Consider the following 20948-nt stretch of genomic DNA (forward strand, 5'->3'; position numbering starts at 1 on the left):
GGCGGTCCGCTAGCCGATGCCCCGCCAGCCCTGCGGGTCGACACCGCCGGGCACCGGGGAGTTCGGGTCGTAGGGCTCCCGGGTGAACACGAACGATGCGAGGTCGAGGTGGCTCACCGATCCGTCCGGCCGCCGTACGGCCCGCAGCGACTCACCCGCGTAGTAGCCGCCGAGTCCGGTCCAGCTGCCGTCCGGCTCCGGCCGGAACCGGGCGGCCCGGCCGGTCGCGCCCACCGGGCCCAGCTCCAGGAAACCGTCGTAGGTCAGCCGTGCGGCCTGGGCCGACGTACCCCAGTACCAGGGTCCGCACAGCTCCAGTGCGACGGGATCGGCCTCCCGCAGCGGCCGCCACGGCTCGGGGATCCGCGGCTCGGCATCGGCGACGATGGCCACCAGGTCGGCCGCCAGCGTGGAAACCGCCAGCCCCGAAGTGCAGTTGGCCAGCGCCACCGCCGCCACGTCGTCCGCCTCGCTCAGCCACAGGCCCGCGAGGAAGCCGGGCAGCGAGCCGGAGTGGCCCGCGAGCCGGCGCCCGCCGCTCTGCGTCAGCTGTACCCCGAGCCCGTATCCGAGGTCGGCGATGCCCGGCTCCGGGGGAGTGGCCGACGTCCGCATCTCCCGTACGGACTCGGCGCTCAGCACCCGCGCGTCGCCCCGTACAAGGAAGGCGGCGAACTTCGCCAGATCACCGGTGGTGGACCACAGCTGGCCGGCCGGGGCCATGAGCCCGAGGTCCTCCAGGGGTTCCGGCATCATCACGTCCGCCCACGGGTGCACGGCCCAGCCGCCGGCGTGCGGGGCCACCGGCTGCGCCGTCGTGCGCTCCAGCCCCAGCGGCTCCAGCACCTCGGCGCGGAGCGCTTCTTCCCACGACCGCCCGCGGACGGCCTCGACGAGCGAACCGAGCAGTGTGTAGCCCGGGTTGGAGTAGTGGTGACGCCGACCGGGCTCGAAGCGGAAGGGGCGCTCGCCCAGGACGTCCGAGAGCTCCGGCCGCAGCGTGCCCGCCGTGCGCTCCCACCACTCGCCGGGCGTCTCCGCCGCCAGTCCGGAGGTGTGGGACAGCAGCTGCCCGACCGTCACCTCTCCGACTCCCGTACCCGGAAGGAACTTCTCGATCGGGTCGCCCAGTTCCAGCAGGCCCTCGTCCCGCAGCCGCATCACCAGCACGGCGGTGAACGTCTTGGTGATGGACCCGATCCGGTACTGCACGTTCCCATCGGGACCATGGCCCTCGACCATGGTCCGGGACCCCTCCCAGACCACCTCTCCACCCCGCACCACGGCGGCCACCAGGGACGGCGCCCGGCCTTCGCGCTGGGCGACCGCGATCCGGTGGCTCAGCGCACGCCGGGTCGCGGGCAGCAGGACAAGATCGTTCAATGCGGCATCCATGGTGCGGATGCTACGTGTTGGCCATGTCCACGAACCGCGAATAATGGCCCTGGAAGGCCACGGTGATGGTGGCCGTAGGACCGTTACGGTGCTTCGCCACGATCAGGTCCGCCTCGCCCGCTCGGGGGGATTCCTTCTCGTACGCGTCCTCGCGGTGCAGCAGGATCACCATGTCGGCGTCCTGCTCGATCGAGCCGGACTCACGCAGGTCGGAGACCATCGGCTTCTTGTCGGTGCGCTGCTCGGGACCACGGTTCAGCTGGGACAGCGCGATCACCGGGACCTCCAGCTCCTTCGCCAGGAGCTTGAGGTTTCGGGACATGTCGGAGACTTCCTGCTGGCGGCTCTCGGGCCGGCGCGAGCCGCCCGCCTGCATCAGCTGGAGGTAGTCGATGACGACGAGCGACAGGTCGTTGCGCTGCTTGAGGCGGCGGCACTTCGCGCGGATCTCCATCATCGACAGGTTCGGGGAGTCGTCGATGTAGAGCGGTGCGGCGGAGACGTCCGGCATCCGGCGGGCCAGCCGGGTCCAGTCGTCGTCCGTCATCGTGCCGGAGCGCATGTGGTGCAGGGCCACCCGGGCCTCCGCCGAGAGCAGGCGCATCGCGATCTCGTTGCGCCCCATTTCGAGGGAGAAGATGACGCTGGGCAGATTGGCCTTGATGGAACAGGCACGGGCGAAGTCCAGCGCGAGGGTGGACTTACCCATGGCGGGACGGGCCGCGATGACGATCATCTGGCCCGGGTGCAGACCGTTGGTCAGCGAGTCCAGGTCCGTGAAGCCGGTCGGGACGCCCGACATCTGGCCGCTGCGCGAACCGATCGCCTCGATCTCGTCGAGGGCGCCTTCCATGATGTCGCCGAGCGGCAGGTAGTCCTCGGAGGTCCGCTGCTCGGTGACGGCGTAGATCTCGGCCTGGGCGCTGTTGACGATCTCGTCGACGTCCCCGTCGGCGGCGTAGCCCATCTGTGTGATCTTCGTACCGGCCGCGACCAGCCGGCGCAGGACCGCCCGCTCGTGGACGATCTCGGCGTAGTACTCGGCGTTCGCCGCCGTGGGGACCGACTGGACCAGGGTGTGCAGGTACGGGGCCCCGCCGACCTTGCTGATCTCACCGCGCCGCGTCAGCTCGGCGCTGACGGTGATCGGGTCGGCCGGCTCTCCCTTGGCGTACAGGTCGAGGATGGCCTGGTAGATCGTCTCGTGTGACGGGCGGTAGAAGTCGTGCCCCTTGAGCACCTCGACCACGTCGGCGATGGCGTCCTTGGACAGCAGCATGCCGCCGAGGACCGACTGCTCGGCATCGAGGTCCTGGGGCGGGACCCGCTCGAAGCCGCCGCCACCGCCGTCCCAGGAGCCGCCCTCGCGGCCTCGGTCGTTCTGTTCGTCCCCGCGGCCACGGCCTTCACCGTTGCGGCGCGTACGGGCGGGCAGACGGTCACCTGGACCGCTGTCGGCCCAGGGGTCGTCCATGGGCTCGGACATGCTCACCGGGCCGCCTCCTCCCGTCCGCAACGCGGACCTTGCCGTGTCACTCTTTCTACGACACGGCTCTGACATTTGGGGCACCCGAATCGGCTCTCGGCGAGTCGGACAACGACCCACGGTAGGGCCGGGAGCGACGTCAGCCAATCTTGTTATCCACAGGCTGTGTGGATGAGGTGTGGATGACGGCGCCAATGCTGTGGGTAACTCCCCGGAAGCTGTGCACGGACCGGGGGACAGTGCTGTGGACAAAATCACCCGACCCACCCACTCACCCCATCTGACCTGGCCTTTCACCCTCCACCGACCGTGGGGGAGAAAAATCTTCGCCACTGTCTCAAGATCGCCTCCAACGAGGTGGGACGAACGCTCGAATCGACGCATCGGTAAGGATCCAATAGGCCTTGCGTCCATTACCTGTGGAAGATTAGATTGAGCACATGAGACAGGCCCCCACCGCGCCGAAGGCTGCCCCGAGACGGCACGACCGCGAGATCCTCGCACTCGCCGTCCCCGCCTTCGGCGCCCTCGTCGCCGAACCCCTCTTCGTGATGGCCGACAGCGCCATCGTGGGCCACCTCGGCACACCCCAGCTCGCCGGTCTCGGCATCGCGGCCGCACTGCTCACCACCGCCGTGAGCATCTTCGTCTTCCTCGCCTACGCCACCACCGCGGCCGTGGCCCGCCGCGTCGGCGCGGGCGACCTCCAGGCCGCCATCCGGCAGGGCATGGACGGCATCTGGCTCGCCCTGCTCCTCGGCGCGGCCGTCGTCATTGTCGTCCTGCCCACGGCGCCCACCCTGATCTCCTTCTTCGGGGCCTCCGACACCGTCGCCCCGTACGCGATCACCTACCTGCGGATCTCCGCCCTCGGCATCCCCGCGATGCTCGTGGTGCTCGCCGCCACCGGTGTCATCCGCGGCCTCCAGGACACCCGGACCCCGCTCTACGTAGCCATCGGCGGGTTCGCCCTCAACGGAGCCCTGAACGTCGCCCTCGTCTACGGAGCCGGCCTCGGCATCGCCGGCTCCGCCTGGGGCACGGTGATCGCCCAGTGCGCCATGGCCGCCGCCTACCTGTTCGTGGTCGTCCGGGGCGCTCGCAGGCACGGCGCCTCCCTGAAGCCCGACGCCGAAGGCATCCGGGCCTGCGCCCAGGCCGGTGCGCCCCTGCTGGTCCGCACTCTGTCCCTGCGGGCGGTCCTGCTGATCGCGACTGCCGTGGCCGCACGCCTCGGGGACGCCGACATCGCGGCCCACCAGATCCTGCTCGCCCTGTGGAGCCTGCTCGCCTTCGCCCTCGACGCGATCGCGATCGCCGGGCAGGCCATCATCGGCCGCTACCTCGGCGCGGGGGACACCGAAGGAGCCAAGGCCGCCTGCCGCCGCATGGTCCAGTGGGGGATCGTCTCCGGCATCGTCCTGGGGCTCCTCGTCATCGCGGCCCGCCCGGTGTTCATCCCGCTCTTCACGAGCGACCCCGTTGTCGAAGACGCCCTGCTGCCGGCCCTGCTCGTGGTGGCCGTCTCGCAGCCCGTCTCCGGCATCGTCTTCGTCCTCGACGGCGTCCTGATGGGCGCGGGCGACGGCCGCTACCTGGCCTGGGCCATGCTGCTGACCCTCGCCGTCTTCGCCCCGGCAGCCCTGCTCGTACCGGCCCTGGGCGGCGGGCTGACGGCCCTCTGGTGCGCCATGACCCTGATGATGCTGGTCCGGATGGTCACCCTCCAGCTGCGCGCCCGCTCGGGCCGCTGGCTGGTCGCCGGAGCCACCCGGTAAGACCCGGTAGACCCGGGTGGCCCGAGGGAGCCCGCTGTAGCCCTGGAGCGATGTTTCACGTGAAACAGGGCCGATGCACGCGCACATGTTTCACGTGAAACAACGAAGAAGGGCCGCACCCCCACAGGGGTGCGGCCCTTCATGCGCAGCCCTTAGGCGGCGACGACCTCGATGCCGACGGTCGCGGCCACGTCAGCGTGCAGACGCACGGAGACCTGGTACGAGCCGAGGGTCTTGATCGGGGAGCCCAGCTCCACGCGGCGCTTGTCGACCTTCGGGCCACCGGACGCCTCGATCGCCGTGGCGATGTCGGAGGGCGTGACGGAACCGAAGAGACGACCGGCGTCACCCGCGCGGGTGGCCAGACGGACCTTGACGTTCTCGAGCTTGGCCTTGAACTCGTTGGCCTGCTCGATCGTCGCGATCTCGTGGATCTTGCGGGCGCGGCGGATCTGCGCCACGTCCTTCTCGCCACCCTTGGTCCAGCGGATCGCGAAACCACGCGGGACCAGGTAGTTGCGAGCGTAGCCGTCCTTGACGTCGACGACATCGCCGGCGGTGCCGAGGCCAGAGACCTCGTGGGTCAGGATGATCTTCATTATTCGGTCACCCTTTCCTTATCGCGCGGTGGACGTGTAGGGCAGCAGTGCCATCTCACGGCTGTTCTTGACAGCCGTGGCGACGTCACGCTGGTGCTGCGTGCAGTTGCCGGTTACGCGGCGGGCACGGATCTTGCCACGGTCGGAAATGAACTTCCGCAGCATGTTCGTGTCCTTGTAGTCCACGTACGCGGTCTTGTCCTTGCAGAACGCGCAGACCTTCTTCTTAGGCTTGCGCACAGGCGGCTTCGCCATTGTGTCTCTCCTGTGAAATCAAGAAGTGGGGGTGCGAGCTGCCCTAGAAGGGCGGCTCGTCCGAGTAGCCACCGCCGGAGCCGCCGGAGCTTCCGCCCCAACCGCCACCGCCGCCGCCCTGCTGCTGGCCGCCGGCCGGCGCACTGGACGCCCAGGGGTCGTCGGAGGGACCTCCGCCGCCCTGGGGAGCAGCGCCGCCACTGGGGGCTCCGCCCCAGTTGCCACCGCCGCCGCCCTGCTGCTGACCGCCGCCACCGCCGCCGCCGTATCCACCCTGTCCACCGCGACCAGTGGTCTTGGTGACCTTGGACGTGGCGTTCTTCAGGCTGGGGCCGACTTCCTCGACGTCCAGCTCGTAGACCGTGCGCTTGACACCCTCACGGTCCTCGTACGACCGCTGCTTCAGCCGGCCCTGCACGATGACGCGCATGCCCCGCGTAAGGGACTCGGCGACGTTCTCAGCCGCCTGGCGCCAGACCGAGCAGGTCAGGAACAGGCTTTCGCCGTCCTTCCACTCATTGGTCTGCTTGTCGAAGGTGCGGGGAGTGGACGCGACACGGAACTTCGCGACCGCCGCACCCGAGGGGGTGAAGCGCAGCTCGGGGTCGTCGACGAGATTGCCGACGACCGTGATGACGGTCTCGCCTGCCATGGATGAACCTCTCGGCGGGGATTGCTGCTGGGCTGCTGTGCTACTCGGTCCCGATTACCGCTGAACCGAAGTTCAGTGGGTCTCGGGGCGGAGGACCTTGGTCCGGAGAACCGACTCGTTCAGGTTGAGCTGTCGGTCAAGCTCCTTGACGACCGCAGGCTCGGCCTGAAGGTCGATGACCGAGTAGATGCCCTCGGGCTTCTTCTTGATCTCGTAAGCGAGACGACGACGGCCCCAGGTGTCGACCTTCTCGACCTTTCCGTTGCCCTCACGGACGACAGAAAGGAAGTTCTCGATCAGCGGGGAGACAGCGCGCTCCTCGAGATCGGGGTCGAGGATGACCATCACTTCGTAGTGACGCATGTGGAACCCACCTCCTTTGGACTCAGCGGCCACGGTCGTTCCGTGGCAGGAGGGTCGTGATGCGTGCGCACGGCATCTGCAGAGCAGACACCGCGCAGCTGTACAGACTACCTCCTCGACTCCTTCCGGTTGAAATCCGGCACCAGGAGGCCACAATCTGTATTCATCGGGTGTGCTCGGTGCTATGCCCCCGGCCCCTGCCGGAGGAAGCCCGCAGCACCGCTCTGCTGCAGCCAGGAGGTGCCTTCCGATGGCACAGGCAATGCGACGCCAGTCCTCCATCTCGCTCTTCGCGACCGACGGCAAGCCCCATCCGCTCCAGGACACCCTGGTGGCCGTCACCCTGATCCTCGGCGCCGTGGCGTTCGTCACGGGCTTCTTCCACCATCTGCACCTGCTCAGCTCGTGGACCGGGCTGATCGGGATCGTCACCGGGCTCTACGGCCAGTTCATCTCCGCCACGACACGCGAGCGCACAGCGCTGATCATCGGCCTCGGAGCCTCGGCCATCGGCTTCTTCCTCGGCATGGCTCACGGCGGTCTCTTCGGCGGTTGGCTGGGCTGACCGGGTGCCTCCGCGACGGGGCGCCGGCCTCCCACCGGCCCAGGCCCGGCCTGTCCCCCAGATGGGTGGCGCCCACGTCGCAGTAGGCTTCGCGCCATAGCCAGCGAAGCCGCCGAGGAGACGCCCCGCATGAGCCTGTCCCTGAGGACCATCAGCCGAGAGCAGCACCTGGGCTACCTCCAGAGCCTGCCCTCGGCTAGCCACTGCCAGGTCCCGGCGTGGGCCGACGTGAAGAACGAGTGGCGTTCCGAGAACCTCGGATGGTTCGACCAGTCCGGCGAACTCGTCGGCGCCGCACTCGTGTTGTACCGACAGCTGCCCAAGGTGAAGCGGTACCTCGCGTACCTCCCCGAGGGCCCGGTCATCAACTGGTACGCCCCCAACCTCGAAGAGTGGCTCCAGCCGATGCTGGCGCACCTCAAGCAGCAGGGCGCCTTCACCGTGAAGATGGGCCCGCCCGTCGTCATCCGCCGCTGGAACTCGACCGCCATCAAGGCCGGTATCCAGGACCCGGAGGTCAAGCGCCTGCGCGACGTGGAGGCCTCCGTCATCGAGCCCCGCGCCTTCGAAGTCTCCGACAAGCTGCGCCGGATGGGCTGGCAGCAGGCCGAGGACGGCGGCGCCGGCTTCGGCGACGTCCAGCCCCGGTACGTCTTCCAGGTACCGCTGGCCAACCGCTCGCTGGACGACGTCCTCAAGGGCTTCAACCAGCTGTGGCGCCGCAACATCAAGAAGGCCGAGAAGGCCGGTGTCGAGGTCGTCCAGGGCGGCTACGAGGACCTGCCGACCTGGCAGAAGCTGTACGAGGTGACGGCCGAGCGCGACAAGTTCCGCCCGCGCCCGCTCAGCTACTTCCAGCGCCAGTGGACGGCCCTCAACTCCGAGGACCCCAACCGGATGCGGCTGTACATCGCCACCCACGAGGGGGAGCCGCTGGCCGCCGCCACGATGCTCACCGTCGGCCAGCACGTCTGGTACTCGTACGGCGCCTCGGCCAACCACAAGCGCGAGGTCCGTCCCTCGAACGCGATGCAGTGGCGCATGCTGCGCGACTCCTACGCGCTCGGCGCAAGCGTCTACGACCTGCGCGGCATCAGTGACACCCTGGACGAGAACGACCACCTGTTCGGGCTGATCCAGTTCAAGGTCGGCACCGGCGGCGAGGCCGTCGAGTACGTCGGCGAGTGGGACTTCCCGCTCAACAAGCTGCTGCACAAGGCGCTCGACATCTACATGTCGCGTCGCTGACCCCGCCCCACACACACCGCCCCACACACATCGCACCGCTGCACCACGCAGCTCATCGAGAGAGGCTCCGGACGGGCATGGCGCTCACGCTCTACGTCGACACCGCGCGCTGGCGTGCGCACCAGAAGCAGATCCAGGACCAGTTCCCGGGGATGATCCCCGTCTGCAAGGGCAACGGCTACGGCTTCGGTCACGAGCGGCTCTGCGAGGAGGCGACCCGGATGGGCGCCGACGTCCTCGCCGTCGGGACGACCTACGAGGCCGCCAGCATCAAGGACTGGTTCGGCGGTGACCTGCTCGTCCTCACCCCGTTCCGGCGCGGCGAGGAGCCGGTGCCGCTGCCGGACCGGGTCATCCGCTCGGTGTCCTCGCTGGACGGGGTGCGCGGCCTGGTCGGCGCCCGTGTGGTCATCGAGTGCATGAGCTCGATGCGCCGGCACGGGATCTCCGAGCAGGACCTCGGCCAGCTGCACACGGCGATCGAGGACGTCCGGCTGGAGGGCTTCGCCCTGCACCTGCCGCTGGACCGCCCCGACGGCTCCGACGCCGTCGAGGAGGTCATCGGCTGGATGGACCGGCTCCGCGCGGCCCGGCTGCCGCTGCACACGATGTTCGTCAGCCACCTGAAGGCCTCCGACCTGACGCGGCTGCAGCAGCAGTTCCCGCAGACGCGCTTCCGGGCCCGCATCGGTACCCGGCTCTGGCTGGGCGACCACGAGGCGACCGAGTACCGCGGCGCGGTGCTGGACGTCACCCGCGTCGCCAAGGGCGACCGGTTCGGCTACCGGCAGCAGAAGGCCGCCTCCGACGGCTGGCTGGTCGTCGTCGCCGGCGGCACCTCCCACGGAGTCGGCCTGGAGGCCCCCAAGGCCCTGCACGGGGTGATGCCGCGCGCCAAGGGCGTCGCCCGCGCCGGCCTCGCCACCGTCAACCGGAACCTGTCGCCGTTCGTGTGGGCGGGCAAGCAGCGCTGGTTCGCCGAGCCGCCGCACATGCAGGTGTCCATCCTGTTCGTGCCGTCGGACTCTCCCGAGCCGAAGGTCGGCGACGAGCTGGTGGCGCACCTGCGCCACACCACCACGCAGTTCGACCGGGTGCTCGACGCCTGAGTCACTCCCCGGGGCGCGCGCCCCACTCCACCCGCTGACCCTCCGAAGGCGCCGCGTCCTGCGGCGCCTTCGGCGTGCGCGGGAGCGTGAAGACGTCCTCGGCACCGTCCAGGACGCCCCCTGAGGGGTCGTCCGAGCCGTCGCGCCGCACCACGTCCCGCTCGGGCAGCAGGATGTCGCGTACGACCACCGCGCAGAGGTAGAGCGTGCAGAGCAGGTGGGCCGCGATGGCCACCTGGTAGCCCTCCAGGGGCAGGCCCTGGTGCTTGTCCCCGCTGGTCGTGTAGGCGAGGTAGAACCAGATCCCCAGGAAGTAGACGACCTCGCCGGCCTGCCAGATCAGGAAGTCCCGCCAGCGCGGCCGGGCCAGCGCGGCGAGCGGGATGAGCCAGAGCACGTACTGCGGCGAGTAGACCTTGTTGACCAGGATGAAGGCCGCCACCAGCAGGAAGGCCAGCTGGGCGAAGCGGGGGCGGCGGGGCGCGGTCAGCGTGAGCAGACCGATGCCCGCGCACAGCAGCAGCGTCAGGCCCGTCGCGTAGGTGTTGGCGCCTTCGAGGGGGTTCCCGGAGCGCTGGGAGATCAGCAGCCACACGGATCCGAAGTCGATGGGCCGCTCCTGGCTGAAGGTGTAGAACTTCTGCCAGCCCTCCCAGGCGAAGAGCATCACGGGCAGGTTCACCACGAGCCAGGCGACCAGGGCGCCGCCGACGGCCTCGCCGAACGCACGCCACTTCCCGGCCCGCCAGCAGAGCACGAAGACGGCTCCGAGCAGCAGGACGGGATAGAGCTTGGCCGCGGTGGCCAGGCCGATCAGGACACCGAAGGACCGCGCCCCGCCCCGCGACCACATGAGCATCGCGGCGGCGGTCAGGGCGATGGCCAGCAGGTCCCAGTTGATGGTCGCGGTGAGCGCGAAGGCGGGGGCGAGGGCGAAGAGCAGCGCGTCCCACGGCCGGCGGCGGTGGGTACGGGCCACGCAGACCGCAATGACGGCGGCGCAGACCATCAGCATGCCCGCGTTGACCATCCAGTACATCTGCTCCCGGTGCTGCATGGAGCCGCTGCCGGGGGTCATCCAGGAGGCGATCTCCATGAAGAGTCCGGTGAGCACCGGGTACTCCAGGAACTGCATGTCGCCGGGGATCCGGTCGAAGTACGGGGTGAGGCCGTCGGCGAAGCCGCGTACGACGTAGAGGTGCGGGATGTCCGAGTAGCAGGCGTGGGTGTACTGGGAGCCGGCCCCGCGGAACCACGCCCAGTCGTAGCAGGGCAGCTTCTGCACCATGCCGAGCGCGAACATCCCCAGGGCGACGAGCACGACGACCCGCACCGGGGTCAGCCAGTGGCCGCCCAGCCGGGCGTAACGGCCCAACGGGCCGCCGATGAGCTCGCTCCCCGCAGCGGCCACCTCGTCCTGCTGGGTGGGCAGTACGGGGCTGTCCTCGTGCACCTTCGTCATGCGCACATCCTGCCGTACGGCGCCGCCCACGCCCATGACACAGGAAAGAGGGCCGCCGCACCGGGTGCGACGGCCCTCCTGCCATGTCGTGGGGCGACGGGTCACTCCCCCGTGGAGCCCCCTATCGGGAAGTCTCCGGTGCCGCCGCTCGGCCTGTCCCGCGTCTTGCTCGGCGAGGGCGAGGGCGACCGGGACGAACTGGCGCTGGGGCTCGGCTCGCAGATGGCCCACGGCTTGCAGGTCGGCTTGCCGCCGCTGCGCGAAGGGCTCGGGCTGGGGGACGGGGACGGGGAGTTCGACGGGGACGGCGAGGGGGAGGGGGAAGGGGACGGCGAGGGGGTGGGCGAGGGAGCGCCCGAGGCGTCCGCGACGACACCGATCTCCTCGGGGTCCGGGAAGTCCGACTCCGGCACCCCCTTCAGCGCCTCCTTCATGTACTTGGTCCAGATCTCGGCCGGGATGTCACCACCGTGGAGGGAGGGAATGCCCGCCACGCCCCTCATCGAGATCAGTTCCTTCTTCTTCGCGCTCGGGTCCGAGCGGAACAGGGCCACCGAGGTGGACAGCTCGGGGGTGTAGCCGACGAACCAGGCCGACATGTTCTTGTCGGTGGTGCCGGTCTTGCCCGCGGCGGGCCGGCCCAGCTTCTTGGCCTTCTTACCGGTGCCCTCCTCGACGACGTTGCGCAGGACCTTGGTGATGTTGTCCGCGACGGAGTCGTCCATGGCCCGCTCCCCCTTGGGGGGCTCGAAGCCGGGGACGTCCTTGCCGTCCTTCTTGACGCTGCGCACCGAGTACGGATCGTGGTGGACGCCGGAGGCGGCGAAGGTGGCGTACGAGTCGGCCATCCGGATGGCGCTGGGGGTGGAGGTGCCCAGCGCGAAGGAGGCGTTGTCGTTGGGGTCGAAGGACTCGGGGAGGATGCCGGTGGACTTGGCGACGTCCCTCACCTTGCTGTGGCCGACGTCGAAGACCAGCTGGGCGAAGGGCACGTTGATGGAGTCCTCCATCGCCTTGTTCAAGGTCACGTACCCGTAGTCGGTCGGGCTCTCGTTCTTCTGCCGGAACGGCTTGCCGGCCCCGTCGCGCAGCGGCTCGCCCGAACGGTTGTTGATCACCGTGAGGTCGCTGGCCATGTACTTGCTGTCGGCCGAGATCCCCTCGCCGTCCGAGTTCTGCGTGCCGTACTGCATGGCCGCCGCCAGCACGAACGGCTTCCAGGTCGAGCCGACCTGGACACCCGAGGTGTTGGCGTTGTTGTTGAAGTGCTTCTTGTCGATGCCGGGGCCGCCGTACAGGGCCACCAGGGCGCCGGTCTTCACGTCCACCGAGGCCGCGCCGAACTGGACGAAGGTGTCCGTGTCGGGCCGGGCCTTCTCGTCGAGCATTCCGTCCCGGGTGCCCTCGACGGCCTTGACCAGCGCGTCCACCTTCTTCTTGTCGAAGGTGGTGCGGATCTGGTAGCCGCCCTTGGCCAGATCCTCGACCTTGATGCCGTTGGACCTCAGCATGTACAGCTTGGCCGTCTCGACCAGGTAGCCGACCTGGCCGGACATGCCGGCGGCCTGGGCGGATTCGATCAGTGTGGGGAATTCCTTGTACTGGTCCCGCTCGGCCTGCTGCATGCGCCCGACCTCGACCTCACGGTTCAGCACCCAGGCCCATCGCCTCTCGGCCCGCTCCCGGTTCGCCTCGGGCGTGGCCGCCGAGCCGATGCCGCCGTCGGGGTTGTACAGGTTCGGGCCCTTGAGCACGGAGGCGAGGAAGGCGCCCTCGGACGGGGTCAGCTTGTGGCTGTCCTTGCCGAAGTAGGCGCGCGCGGCCGCCTGGATCCCGTAGGCGTCACGGCCGTAGTAGGCGGTGTTGAGGTAGCCGGCGAGGATCTTGTTCTTTTCCTCGCTCGCACCCACCTTTATCGAGATGAAGAGCTCGGTGACCTTTCGCTTGAGCGTCTGCTCCGAGTCGAGGTACTGGTTCTTCACGTACTGCTGGGTGATCGTGGAGCCGCCCTGGGTGGATCCGCCCTTGGCCATGTTCCACACGGCACGGGCGATACCCATCGGGTCGACGCCCTTGTCCGACTCGAAGGACTCGTTCTCCGCGGCGATCACGGCGTTCTGCATCGAGGCGGGGATCTTGTCGATGGGGACGATCTGGCGGTTCACGGCGCCGCCGGTCGCGACCATCTGAGTGTCGTCGGACCAGTAGAAGACGTTGTTCTGCGCCACGGCGGTCTTGTTCACGTCGGGCTTGTTCACCATGGCGATGCCGATTCCGGCACCCACCGTGATCATCGCGAAGAAGCCCAGGGCAGTGCCGCCGACGAGCTTCCAGGAGGGGACGAAGCGCTTCCAGCCGACCTTTTCCCCGCGCGGGTAGTTGATGAACCGCTTGGGGCGGCCGGGGCCCGCAGCGCCCCGGCCTCGTCCCGCCGAGCCGCGGCCGGCGGCTCTCCGGGCGTCCGCACGGCTGCCGTGGCCCGGCTGCGGGGAGTACGGCCCGCTGGGTGACGCGGTGGGGACGTCACGCCCGGAACCGGCGCCCCTGGACGGGCGCTGCTGGGCAGCCCTGCGGGCGGCGGCGCGGCCACCGCTCTGGGGCTGTTGCGGTTTGCGGCGGTGCTCGCTCATCGAACGACTACTCCTCGGGCAGGCGAGTGGCCTGGAAGCGGCAGGTGAGTTCCGGTCCCCCCGGTGTCATGGCGCACAGACTACGCACGCCCAAAAGCCAATCAGTGCCGAAGTTCACCCCAAATCAGGCAACTTGCCTCGTGCAAATCAGTGATGTGACGCCGGTCACCGTGTCACCACTTGTAGCTGAGGGCTACCCGTTCTATCGTCTGGATGTATCGAGCCGATACATCAGCTCGACATAAAGACTCCGAGGCGGGGGAAGGGCAAGCGGATGAGCAGGCGCTCAGGCATCCTCGAGTTCGCTGTTCTCGGCCTGCTTCGCGAATCCCCCATGCACGGTTACGAGCTGCGCAAGCGGCTCAACACCTCGCTGGGGGTGTTCAGAGCGTTCAGCTACGGGACGCTCTACCCCTGCCTCAAGACGCTCGTCACCAACGGCTGGTTGATCGAAGAGCCGGGCAATGCCCCGGAGGACGCTCTCGCCGCTTCACTCGCAGGGCGCCGCGCCAAGATCGTCTACCGGTTGACGGCAGCAGGTAAGGAGCACTTCGAGGAGCTCCTCTCCCACACGGGCCCCGATGCCTGGGAGGACGAGTCCTTCGCCGCCCGCTTCGCCTTTTTCGGCCAGACCGAACGAGACGTACGCATGCGGGTACTGGAGGGCCGTCGCAGCCGCCTTGAGGAGCGCCTGGAGAAGATGAGCGCCTCGCTGGCTCGCACACGCGAGCGGCTCGACGACTACACGCTCGAGCTGCAACGCCACGGCATGGAATCCGTGGAGCGCGAAGTGCGCTGGCTGAACGAGCTCATCGAGAGTGAGCGGGCGGGACGGGATCAGAGACGACCCGGTCCGTCCGACGAAACTGCAAAGTGAGGTCTGCATCTCGCAGGCCTCGTCCGAGAACAAACAGGGAGCAACCGGAATGGGTTCGGTTCGCGTAGCCATCGTCGGCGTAGGCAACTGCGCCGCCTCGCTGGTGCAGGGCGTCGAGTACTACAAGGACGCCGACCCGGCGGCCAAGGTCCCCGGTCTGATGCACGTCCAGTTCGGCGACTACCACGTGAGCGACATCGAGTTCGTCGCCGCGTTCGACGTCGACGCGAAGAAGGTCGGCCTCGACCTTTCGGACGCCATCGGCGCCAGTGAGAACAACACCATCAAGATCTGTGACGTCCCGAGTGCGGGCGTGACCGTTCAGCGCGGCCACACCCTGGACGGCCTGGGCAAGTACTACCGCGAGACCATCGAGGAATCGGCCGAGACCCCGGTCGACATCGTCCAGACCCTTCTGGACCGCCAGGTCGACGTCCTGATCTGCTACCTGCCGGTCGGTTCCGAGGCTGCGGCGAAGTTCTACGCCCAGTGCGCCATCGACGCCAAGGTCGCCTTCGTCAACGCCCTCCCGGTCTTCATCGCCGGCACCAAGGAGTGGGCCGACAAGTTCACCGAGGCCGGTGTCCCGATCGTCGGCGACGACATCAAGTCGCAGGTCGGCGCGACCATCACGCACCGCGTGATGGCGAAGCTGTTCGAGGACCGCGGTGTCCGTCTTGAGCGCACCATGCAGCTCAACGTCGGCGGCAACATGGACTTCAAGAACATGCTGGAGCGCGACCGCCTCGAGTCGAAGAAGATCTCCAAGACTCAGGCCGTCACCTCGCAGATCCCCGACCGCGACCTCGGCGAGAAGAACGTCCACATCGGCCCGTCCGACTACGTGGCGTGGCTCGACGACCGCAAGTGGGCCTACGTCCGCCTCGAAGGCCGTGCCTTCGGCGACGTCCCGCTGAACCTCGAGTACAAGCTCGAGGTGTGGGACTCCCCGAACTCCGCCGGTGTCATCATCGACGCCCTGCGCGCCGCGAAGATCGCCAAGGACCGCGGTATCGGTGGCCCGATCCTGTCGGCTTCGAGCTACTTCATGAAGTCCCCGCCGGTGCAGTACTTCGACGACGAGGCCTACGCGAACGTCGAGAAGTTCATCAAGGGCGAGGTCGAGCGCTAGTCGAACCCCCGGCGTCCGCAAGGACACCTGGACTTCGGCAGTTCTTCCACGGAGGGTCCCCGGGCAATGTGCCCGGGGACCCTCCGCGTGTGTGACCCTTTTCCTCATGGCCGTCGTACGTGATCTGCGCGTACTCCTGCGTCTGCGGGACTTCCGCAACCTGCTCGCCGTACGGCTGCTCTCCCAGGCCGCCGACGGGGTCTACCAGGTCGCACTGGCCGCCTACGTCGTCTTCTCCCCGGAGAAGCAGGCCTCTCCCGCGGCCATCGCCTCGGCCATGGCGGTGCTCCTGCTGCCCTACTCGGTGATCGGACCCTTCGCGGGAGTCCTGCTGGACCGGTGGCGCCGCCGCCAGGTGTTCCTCTACGGCAACCTGCTGCGGGCATTCCTCGCCTGCGTCACCGGCATGCTGATCGTCGCGCACGTCCCCGACTGGCTCTTCTACGCATCGGCCCTGTCCGTGACCGCGGTCAACCGCTTCGTGCTGGCCGGGCTCGCGGCTTCCCTGCCGCGGGTCGTCGGGCCCGGTCAGCTGGTCACCGCGAACGCCCTGTCACCCACCGCGGGAACGCTCGCCGCCGTCGCCGGCGGGGGTCTGGCCTTCCTCGTCCGCGTACTGGCCGACGACTCCGATGCCCTGGTCGTCCTCCTCGGAGCCGGCCTCTACCTGTGCGCGGCCCTGGTCTCCCTGCGCCTGGCCCTGGACCTCCTCGGACCCGACCACCCTCCCGGCCGGATCAACCCGACGGTCCGCCAGGGGGTCGCCCTCACCGTGCGGGGGCTGGCCGAGGGCCTGCGGCACCTGGCCTCCCGGCGCGAGGCGGCCCGGGCGCTCACCGCCATGACCGTCATGCGGTTCTGCTACGGGGCCCTGTTCGTCACTCTGCTCATGCTCTGCCGCTATGCCTGGTCGGACACCGAGGCGGACGGGCTGGCTCTGCTGGGGATCACCGTCGGCGTTTCCGGGGCCGGGTTCTTCGCGGCCGCCGTCGTCACTCCCTGGCTGGTGGGCCGGCTGGGTGCCCTCGGCGCCATCACCCTCTGCGCCGCGAGCGCCGCGGTCCTGGTGCCGGCGCTCGGCCTGTTCTTCACGCCCGGACCGATGCTGGCGGCCGCCTTCGTGCTGGGCCTGGCCACCCAGGGGGCCAAGATCTCCACCGACACCGTCGTGCAGTCCCAGGTGGACGATGCCTTCCGCGGCCGCGTCTTCTCCGTCTACGACGTGCTCTTCAACGCCGCCTTCGTCGGCGCCGCAGGGGTGGCCGCTCTCGTGCTCCCCCTCGACGGGCACTCCGTCCCCTTGATCCTCGGGGTGGCGATGCTCTACGCAGCTACCGCGGCGCTCCTCGTGCGTCAGGGCGATGTTTCACGTGAAACATCGCCCTGACCGCCGATCCGCACCGATGTTTCACGTGAAACATCGGACTCACTCAGCTCCTCAGGCCTGCGCGGCCCACCACTCCTTGAGCGCGGCGACCGCGGCGTCGTGCTCCATGGGGCCGTTCTCCAGCCGCAGCTCCAGCAGGAACGCGTAGGCCTTGCCGATCGCCGGGCCGGGACCGATGTCGAGGACCCGCATGATCTCGTTGCCGTCGAGGTCGGGCCGGATCGCGTCCAGCTCCTCCCTCTCCTGCAGCTGGGCGATGCGCTCCTCAAGCCCGTCGTAGGTGCGGGAGAGCGCGTTCGCCTTGCGCTTGTTGCGCGTGGTGCAGTCGGAGCGGGTCAGCTTGTGCAGGCGGTCCAGCAGCGGACCGGCGTCGCGGACGTAGCGCCGCACGGCAGAGTCGGTCCACTCCCCGTCCCCGTAGCCGTGGAAGCGCAGGTGCAGCTCCACCAGCCGGGACACGTCCTTGACCATGTCGTTGGAGTACTTGAGCGCGGTCATGCGCTTCTTGGTCATCTTCGCGCCCACCATCTCGTGGTGGTGGAAGGAGACCCGTCCGTCGCTCTCGAACCGGCGGGTCCGGGGCTTGCCGATGTCGTGCAGCAGCGCCGCGAGCCGCAGCACCAGGTCCGGGCCGTCCTCTTCCAGGGCGATCGCCTGCTCCAGCACGATCAACGAGTGGTCGTAGACGTCCTTGTGCCGGTGGTGCTCGTCGCTCTCCAGACGCAGCGCCGGCAGCTCCGGCAGCACGTGCTCGGCCAGCCCCGTGTCCACGAGGAGGCCCAGGCCCTTGCGCGGGTGCGCGGACAGCAAGAGCTTGTTCAGCTCGCCCTGGACCCGCTCCGCCGAGACGATCTCGATGCGGCCGGACATCTCCGTCATCGCCGCCACCACGTCCGGGGCGACTTCGAAGTCGAGCTGGGCGGCGAACCGCGCGGCCCGCAGCATCCGCAGCGGGTCGTCGGAGAAGGAGTCCTCGGCCGTGCCCGGGGTGCGCAGCACGCCCGCCCGGAGGTCCTCCAGGCCACCGTGCGGGTCCACGAACACCTTCTCGGGCAGCGCGACGGCCATCGCGTTCACCGTGAAGTCGCGGCGGACGAGGTCTTCCTCGATGGAGTCGCCGTAGGAGACCTCGGGCTTGCGCGAGGTCCGGTCGTAGGACTCCGAGCGGTACGTGGTCACCTCGATCTGCCAGGTTCGATCAACGTCTCCGACGCGGGCACTCTTCTGCGCACCCACCGTGCCGAAGGCGATTCCGACGTCCCAGACCGAGTCGGCCCACGGCCTGACGATCTTGAGGACGTCCTCGGGACGGGCGTCGGTGGTGAAGTCGAGATCGTTGCCGAGGCGCCCGAGCAGCGCGTCGCGGACGGACCCGCCGACCAGGGCGAGCCGGAAACCCGCCTCCTGGAAACGGCGGCCGAGCTCGTCGGCGACAGGGGCGATCCGCAGCAGTTCGCTCACCGCGCGGGCCTGCCCGTGATTCAGGACACTGGGGTTGTCTTCGTTGGCGTTCGGCACAACAGAAAAGGGTACGTGCCCGGCCCGCCGGGAGCTCCCGTGTTTTGCGGCCACCCCGGCCCCCGGCCCCTCCGGGTCGGACCCGATCATGTGGAGCAAGGCGCGGCACTCGCGCACAGCGGGCCTCGTTACCATGCGTGGACGCACAAACGACGACCACTGACACTCCGAGGGACGGGCGAGCGCGTTGGCCGAGGCGGCAGACATCCAGGGGGCACCCCTCGCTCCTGCCCGGCGACGCTGGCTGCGGCGCGCGGTCGTCCTGCTCGCCGGGACGCCGGTACTCGCCGGCCTGGTCTACTCGCACGCCCCCGAAGCCCAGGCCGCCGACACGTCGGCCGCCGCCGTCGACGTCCAGCTCGACACCCTGGCACCGAGCGCCCCGGTCAAGGGCGACACCCTCACCATCTCGGGCACCGTGATCAACAACGGCTCCGAGAAGATCACCGACGCGCACGTGGGTCTGCGGGTCGGGCCGGCGCTGGGGGACCGCAGCTCCATCGAGGACGTCGCGGAGCGCGGCGGGTTCCGGGCGGGCACTGACCCGGCCGAGGTCGGCCCCGAGTTCGCCGTGAAGATCGATTCGCTGCCCTCGAAGGTCAGCCAGCCGTTCACCCTGAAGGTTCCGGTGAACAAGCTGGACCTGGACGAGGACGGCGTCTACCAGCTCGGCGTCTCCCTGTCCGGGGAGACCGAGAGCCGCCAGTACGAGCAGGTCCTCGGCATCAAGCGGACCTTCCTGCCCTGGCAGCCGGATGCCGCCGCCAAGCGGTCCCAGCTCGCGTACGTGTGGCCGCTGATCTCCACGACGCACTTGACCTCGGAGACCGGCTCGGACGAGCTGCAGACCCCCGTCTTCCTCGACGACAGCCTCGCCGACGAGCTGAGGCCGGGCGGCCGTCTGGAACAGATGGTCACCCTCGGCAAGGACCTTCCCATCACCTGGGTCATCGACCCGGATCTGCTCTACACCGTCGACGCCATGACCAAGGGCTACCGGGTCCGTACCCCCGACGGCCGGACGGTGCAGGGCAAGAACAAGGCCGTCGCCGAGCAGTGGCTGAGCTCGCTGGAAAGCGCCGTCCAGGGCAAGAAGGTCGTCGCGCTGCCCTTCGCGGACCCGGACATCGCCTCGCTCGCCCATCGTGGCAAGGACGTCTCCGGCACCCTGGGGCAGCTGCGGCCGGCCACCGACAAGGCGCGGGATGCCGTCGAGACGGTCCTGCACGTTCCCGCGAGCACCGACTTCTCCTGGCCCGTGGACGGGGCGATCGACCCCTCGATCGTCAACGTCGCGACATCGGCCGGTGCCCACAACGTCCTCACCCGCAGTGACAGCCTCCAGGAGACCGGCGCCCTCGGCTACACCCCGTCGGCAGCCCGGCCCATCGGCGCGGGCACCACGGCGGTCGTCGCCGACGCCGACCTCTCCACCGCCTTCCAGGGCGACATGCTCCGCGCCGGGAACTCCACCCTCGCGGTGCAGCAGTTCCTCGCCCAGACCCTCGCCCTGAACCTGCAGGAGACCGACAGCCAGCGCAGCTTCGTCGTGGCCCCGCAGCGGATGCCCAGCTCCAGCCAGGTACAGACGATGGCCGCCGCCATACGGGGTCTGCAGGCGGGCCGCTGGAGCCAGGCCGTGGACCTCGAGGCGGCTGCCGCCGCGACTCCCGACCCCCGGGCCGCGACGCAGGTACCGGGAGCCGGCCAGTACCCCGAAGCGCTGAGCAAGCAGGAACTGCCGGTCTCCGCCTTCGAGAAGATCCGCACGACCGAGACCACCCTCGACCACTTCAAGGTGATCCTGACCGCGCCCGACCGCGTCGAGATCCCCTTCGGCAACACCACCAACCGGGAGATGTCCGCCTCCTGGCGCGGCCGCCCCGACGCGGCGTGGGACTACCGGGACCAGGTGCAGCGGTACCTGATCGGGCTGACCGAGAAGGTCAAGATCATTCCCAAGTCCGATGCGACGCTCTCCGGACACAGCGCGACCATCCCCGTAAGCGTCCAGAACAGCCTCGTCCAGGACACCCACAACCTGGTCCTCCGGGTGCGGTCCGCCAACCCGACCCGGCTGATGTTCGGCGACAGCGGGGAGTCCCAGCAGCAGGTCGCCGTCCAGGGCGGGCACAGCCAGACCGTGAAGTTCCCCGCCAACGCCACCGCGAGCGGCCCGGTCGAGGTGACGGCCCAGCTGTTCACCATCGACGGCGTGCCCTACGGGAAGGCCCGCACGTTCACCGTGGAAGCCACCGAGGTGACCCCGACCGTCATGCTCGTCATCGCGGGTGGTGTCCTTCTCCTCGTGCTGGCCGGCATCAAGATGTACGCCAGCCGCAAGCGTGTCGCGGCACGTGCCGCCGCCGAGGAGAGCACGCAGCAGAGTGACGAGTCCCCGGACACCGGACCGCAAAGCGCGGACCCGTCCGGCACGGGTGAGACAGTGGACCGTTGAGCGATGCCGTGGCCGGTCGGCCTGGGGACGATGA

17 protein-coding genes are annotated in these 20948 nt (G+C 69.1%); 8 read left to right on the top strand and 9 right to left on the bottom strand.

Going from position 1 to position 20948, the window contains the following annotated elements:
* Positions 1-9: 9 nt before the first annotated feature.
* Positions 10-1395: a serine hydrolase domain-containing protein gene (locus ACODT5_RS37725; protein ID WP_422523526.1), complete on the bottom strand. Its 1386-nt coding sequence runs from the start codon at positions 1393-1395 to the stop codon at positions 10-12.
* A gap of 10 nt (positions 1396-1405) precedes the next feature.
* Positions 1406-2869, bottom strand: coding sequence for a replicative DNA helicase (gene dnaB, locus ACODT5_RS37730; protein ID WP_422525156.1), 1464 nt, complete (start codon positions 2867-2869; stop codon positions 1406-1408).
* A 452-nt stretch (positions 2870-3321) separates the two neighbouring features.
* On the opposite strand from dnaB, the gene ACODT5_RS37735 reads away from it, so the two are divergent.
* On the top strand, positions 3322-4659 hold the full coding sequence (locus ACODT5_RS37735; protein ID WP_422523527.1) for an MATE family efflux transporter: 1338 nt from the start codon (positions 3322-3324) through the stop codon (positions 4657-4659).
* Between the two features lie 152 nt (positions 4660-4811).
* Here the strand turns inward: ACODT5_RS37735 and rplI are convergent, their stop codons facing one another.
* The 4 genes from rplI to rpsF form a co-directional block, all read right to left on the bottom strand.
* On the bottom strand, positions 4812-5258 hold the full coding sequence (rplI, locus tag ACODT5_RS37740) for a 50S ribosomal protein L9 (protein ID WP_243331152.1): 447 nt from the start codon (positions 5256-5258) through the stop codon (positions 4812-4814).
* Positions 5259-5276: 18 nt separating this feature from the next.
* Positions 5277-5513, bottom strand: a complete 237-nt coding sequence (gene rpsR / locus ACODT5_RS37745; RefSeq protein ID WP_005315025.1) for a 30S ribosomal protein S18 — start codon at positions 5511-5513, stop codon at positions 5277-5279.
* 43 nt (positions 5514-5556) lie between these two features.
* Positions 5557-6165, bottom strand: coding sequence for a single-stranded DNA-binding protein (locus ACODT5_RS37750; protein ID WP_422523528.1), 609 nt, complete (start codon positions 6163-6165; stop codon positions 5557-5559).
* 72 nt (positions 6166-6237) lie between these two features.
* Entirely contained in the window at positions 6238-6528 is a 291-nt protein-coding gene (gene rpsF / locus ACODT5_RS37755) for a 30S ribosomal protein S6 (protein ID WP_015034882.1), read from the bottom strand.
* 250 nt (positions 6529-6778) lie between these two features.
* On the opposite strand from rpsF, the gene ACODT5_RS37760 reads away from it, so the two are divergent.
* The 3 genes from ACODT5_RS37760 (at position 6779) to ACODT5_RS37770 (ending at position 9450) form a co-directional block, all read left to right on the top strand.
* A complete protein-coding gene (locus ACODT5_RS37760; RefSeq protein ID WP_422523529.1) occupies positions 6779-7093 on the top strand; it encodes a hypothetical protein in 315 nt (104 codons plus the stop codon).
* Between the two features lie 129 nt (positions 7094-7222).
* The gene (locus ACODT5_RS37765; RefSeq protein ID WP_243331146.1) at positions 7223-8341 is read left to right on the top strand and encodes a lipid II:glycine glycyltransferase FemX; all 1119 of its coding nucleotides are present in this window, start codon (positions 7223-7225) and stop codon (positions 8339-8341) included.
* Between the two features lie 77 nt (positions 8342-8418).
* Positions 8419-9450, top strand: coding sequence for an alanine racemase (locus ACODT5_RS37770; protein ID WP_385368583.1), 1032 nt, complete (start codon positions 8419-8421; stop codon positions 9448-9450).
* A 1-nt stretch (position 9451) separates the two neighbouring features.
* Here ACODT5_RS37770 and ACODT5_RS37775 read toward each other — a convergent pair whose 3' ends face one another.
* On the bottom strand, positions 9452-10912 hold the full coding sequence (locus tag ACODT5_RS37775) for a glycosyltransferase family 87 protein (protein WP_422523530.1): 1461 nt from the start codon (positions 10910-10912) through the stop codon (positions 9452-9454).
* 101 nt (positions 10913-11013) lie between these two features.
* Positions 11014-13542 (bottom strand): transglycosylase domain-containing protein, encoded by a 2529-nt coding sequence (locus ACODT5_RS37780; protein WP_422523531.1) that lies wholly within the window; start codon positions 13540-13542, stop codon positions 11014-11016.
* Positions 13543-13816: 274 nt separating this feature from the next.
* On the opposite strand from ACODT5_RS37780, the gene ACODT5_RS37785 reads away from it, so the two are divergent.
* The 3 genes from ACODT5_RS37785 to ACODT5_RS37795 all read left to right on the top strand — a co-directional run bounded on the left by ACODT5_RS37785 (position 13817) and on the right by ACODT5_RS37795 (position 16938).
* Positions 13817-14419, top strand: coding sequence for a PadR family transcriptional regulator (locus tag ACODT5_RS37785; protein ID WP_250738617.1), 603 nt, complete (start codon positions 13817-13819; stop codon positions 14417-14419).
* A gap of 49 nt (positions 14420-14468) precedes the next feature.
* Positions 14469-15551, top strand: coding sequence for an inositol-3-phosphate synthase (locus ACODT5_RS37790; RefSeq protein WP_422523532.1), 1083 nt, complete (start codon positions 14469-14471; stop codon positions 15549-15551).
* A 106-nt stretch (positions 15552-15657) separates the two neighbouring features.
* Positions 15658-16938, top strand: a complete 1281-nt coding sequence (locus tag ACODT5_RS37795) for an MFS transporter (protein ID WP_422523533.1) — start codon at positions 15658-15660, stop codon at positions 16936-16938.
* Between the two features lie 51 nt (positions 16939-16989).
* On the opposite strand, the gene ACODT5_RS37800 is transcribed toward ACODT5_RS37795, so the two are convergent.
* Positions 16990-18456 (bottom strand): CCA tRNA nucleotidyltransferase, encoded by a 1467-nt coding sequence (locus ACODT5_RS37800; RefSeq protein ID WP_422523534.1) that lies wholly within the window; start codon positions 18454-18456, stop codon positions 16990-16992.
* Between the two features lie 187 nt (positions 18457-18643).
* Between ACODT5_RS37800 and ACODT5_RS37805 the strand changes: the two genes are divergently transcribed.
* Positions 18644-20914 carry a DUF6049 family protein gene (locus ACODT5_RS37805; RefSeq protein WP_422523535.1) on the top strand — a complete coding sequence of 757 codons (2271 nt, stop codon included), beginning with the start codon at positions 18644-18646 and terminating at the stop codon, positions 20912-20914.
* Positions 20915-20948: the final 34 nt, after the last annotated feature.

This window comes from Streptomyces tatrensis, assembly GCF_049310065.1.
In the GTDB taxonomy this organism is placed as follows: domain Bacteria; phylum Actinomycetota; class Actinomycetes; order Streptomycetales; family Streptomycetaceae; genus Streptomyces.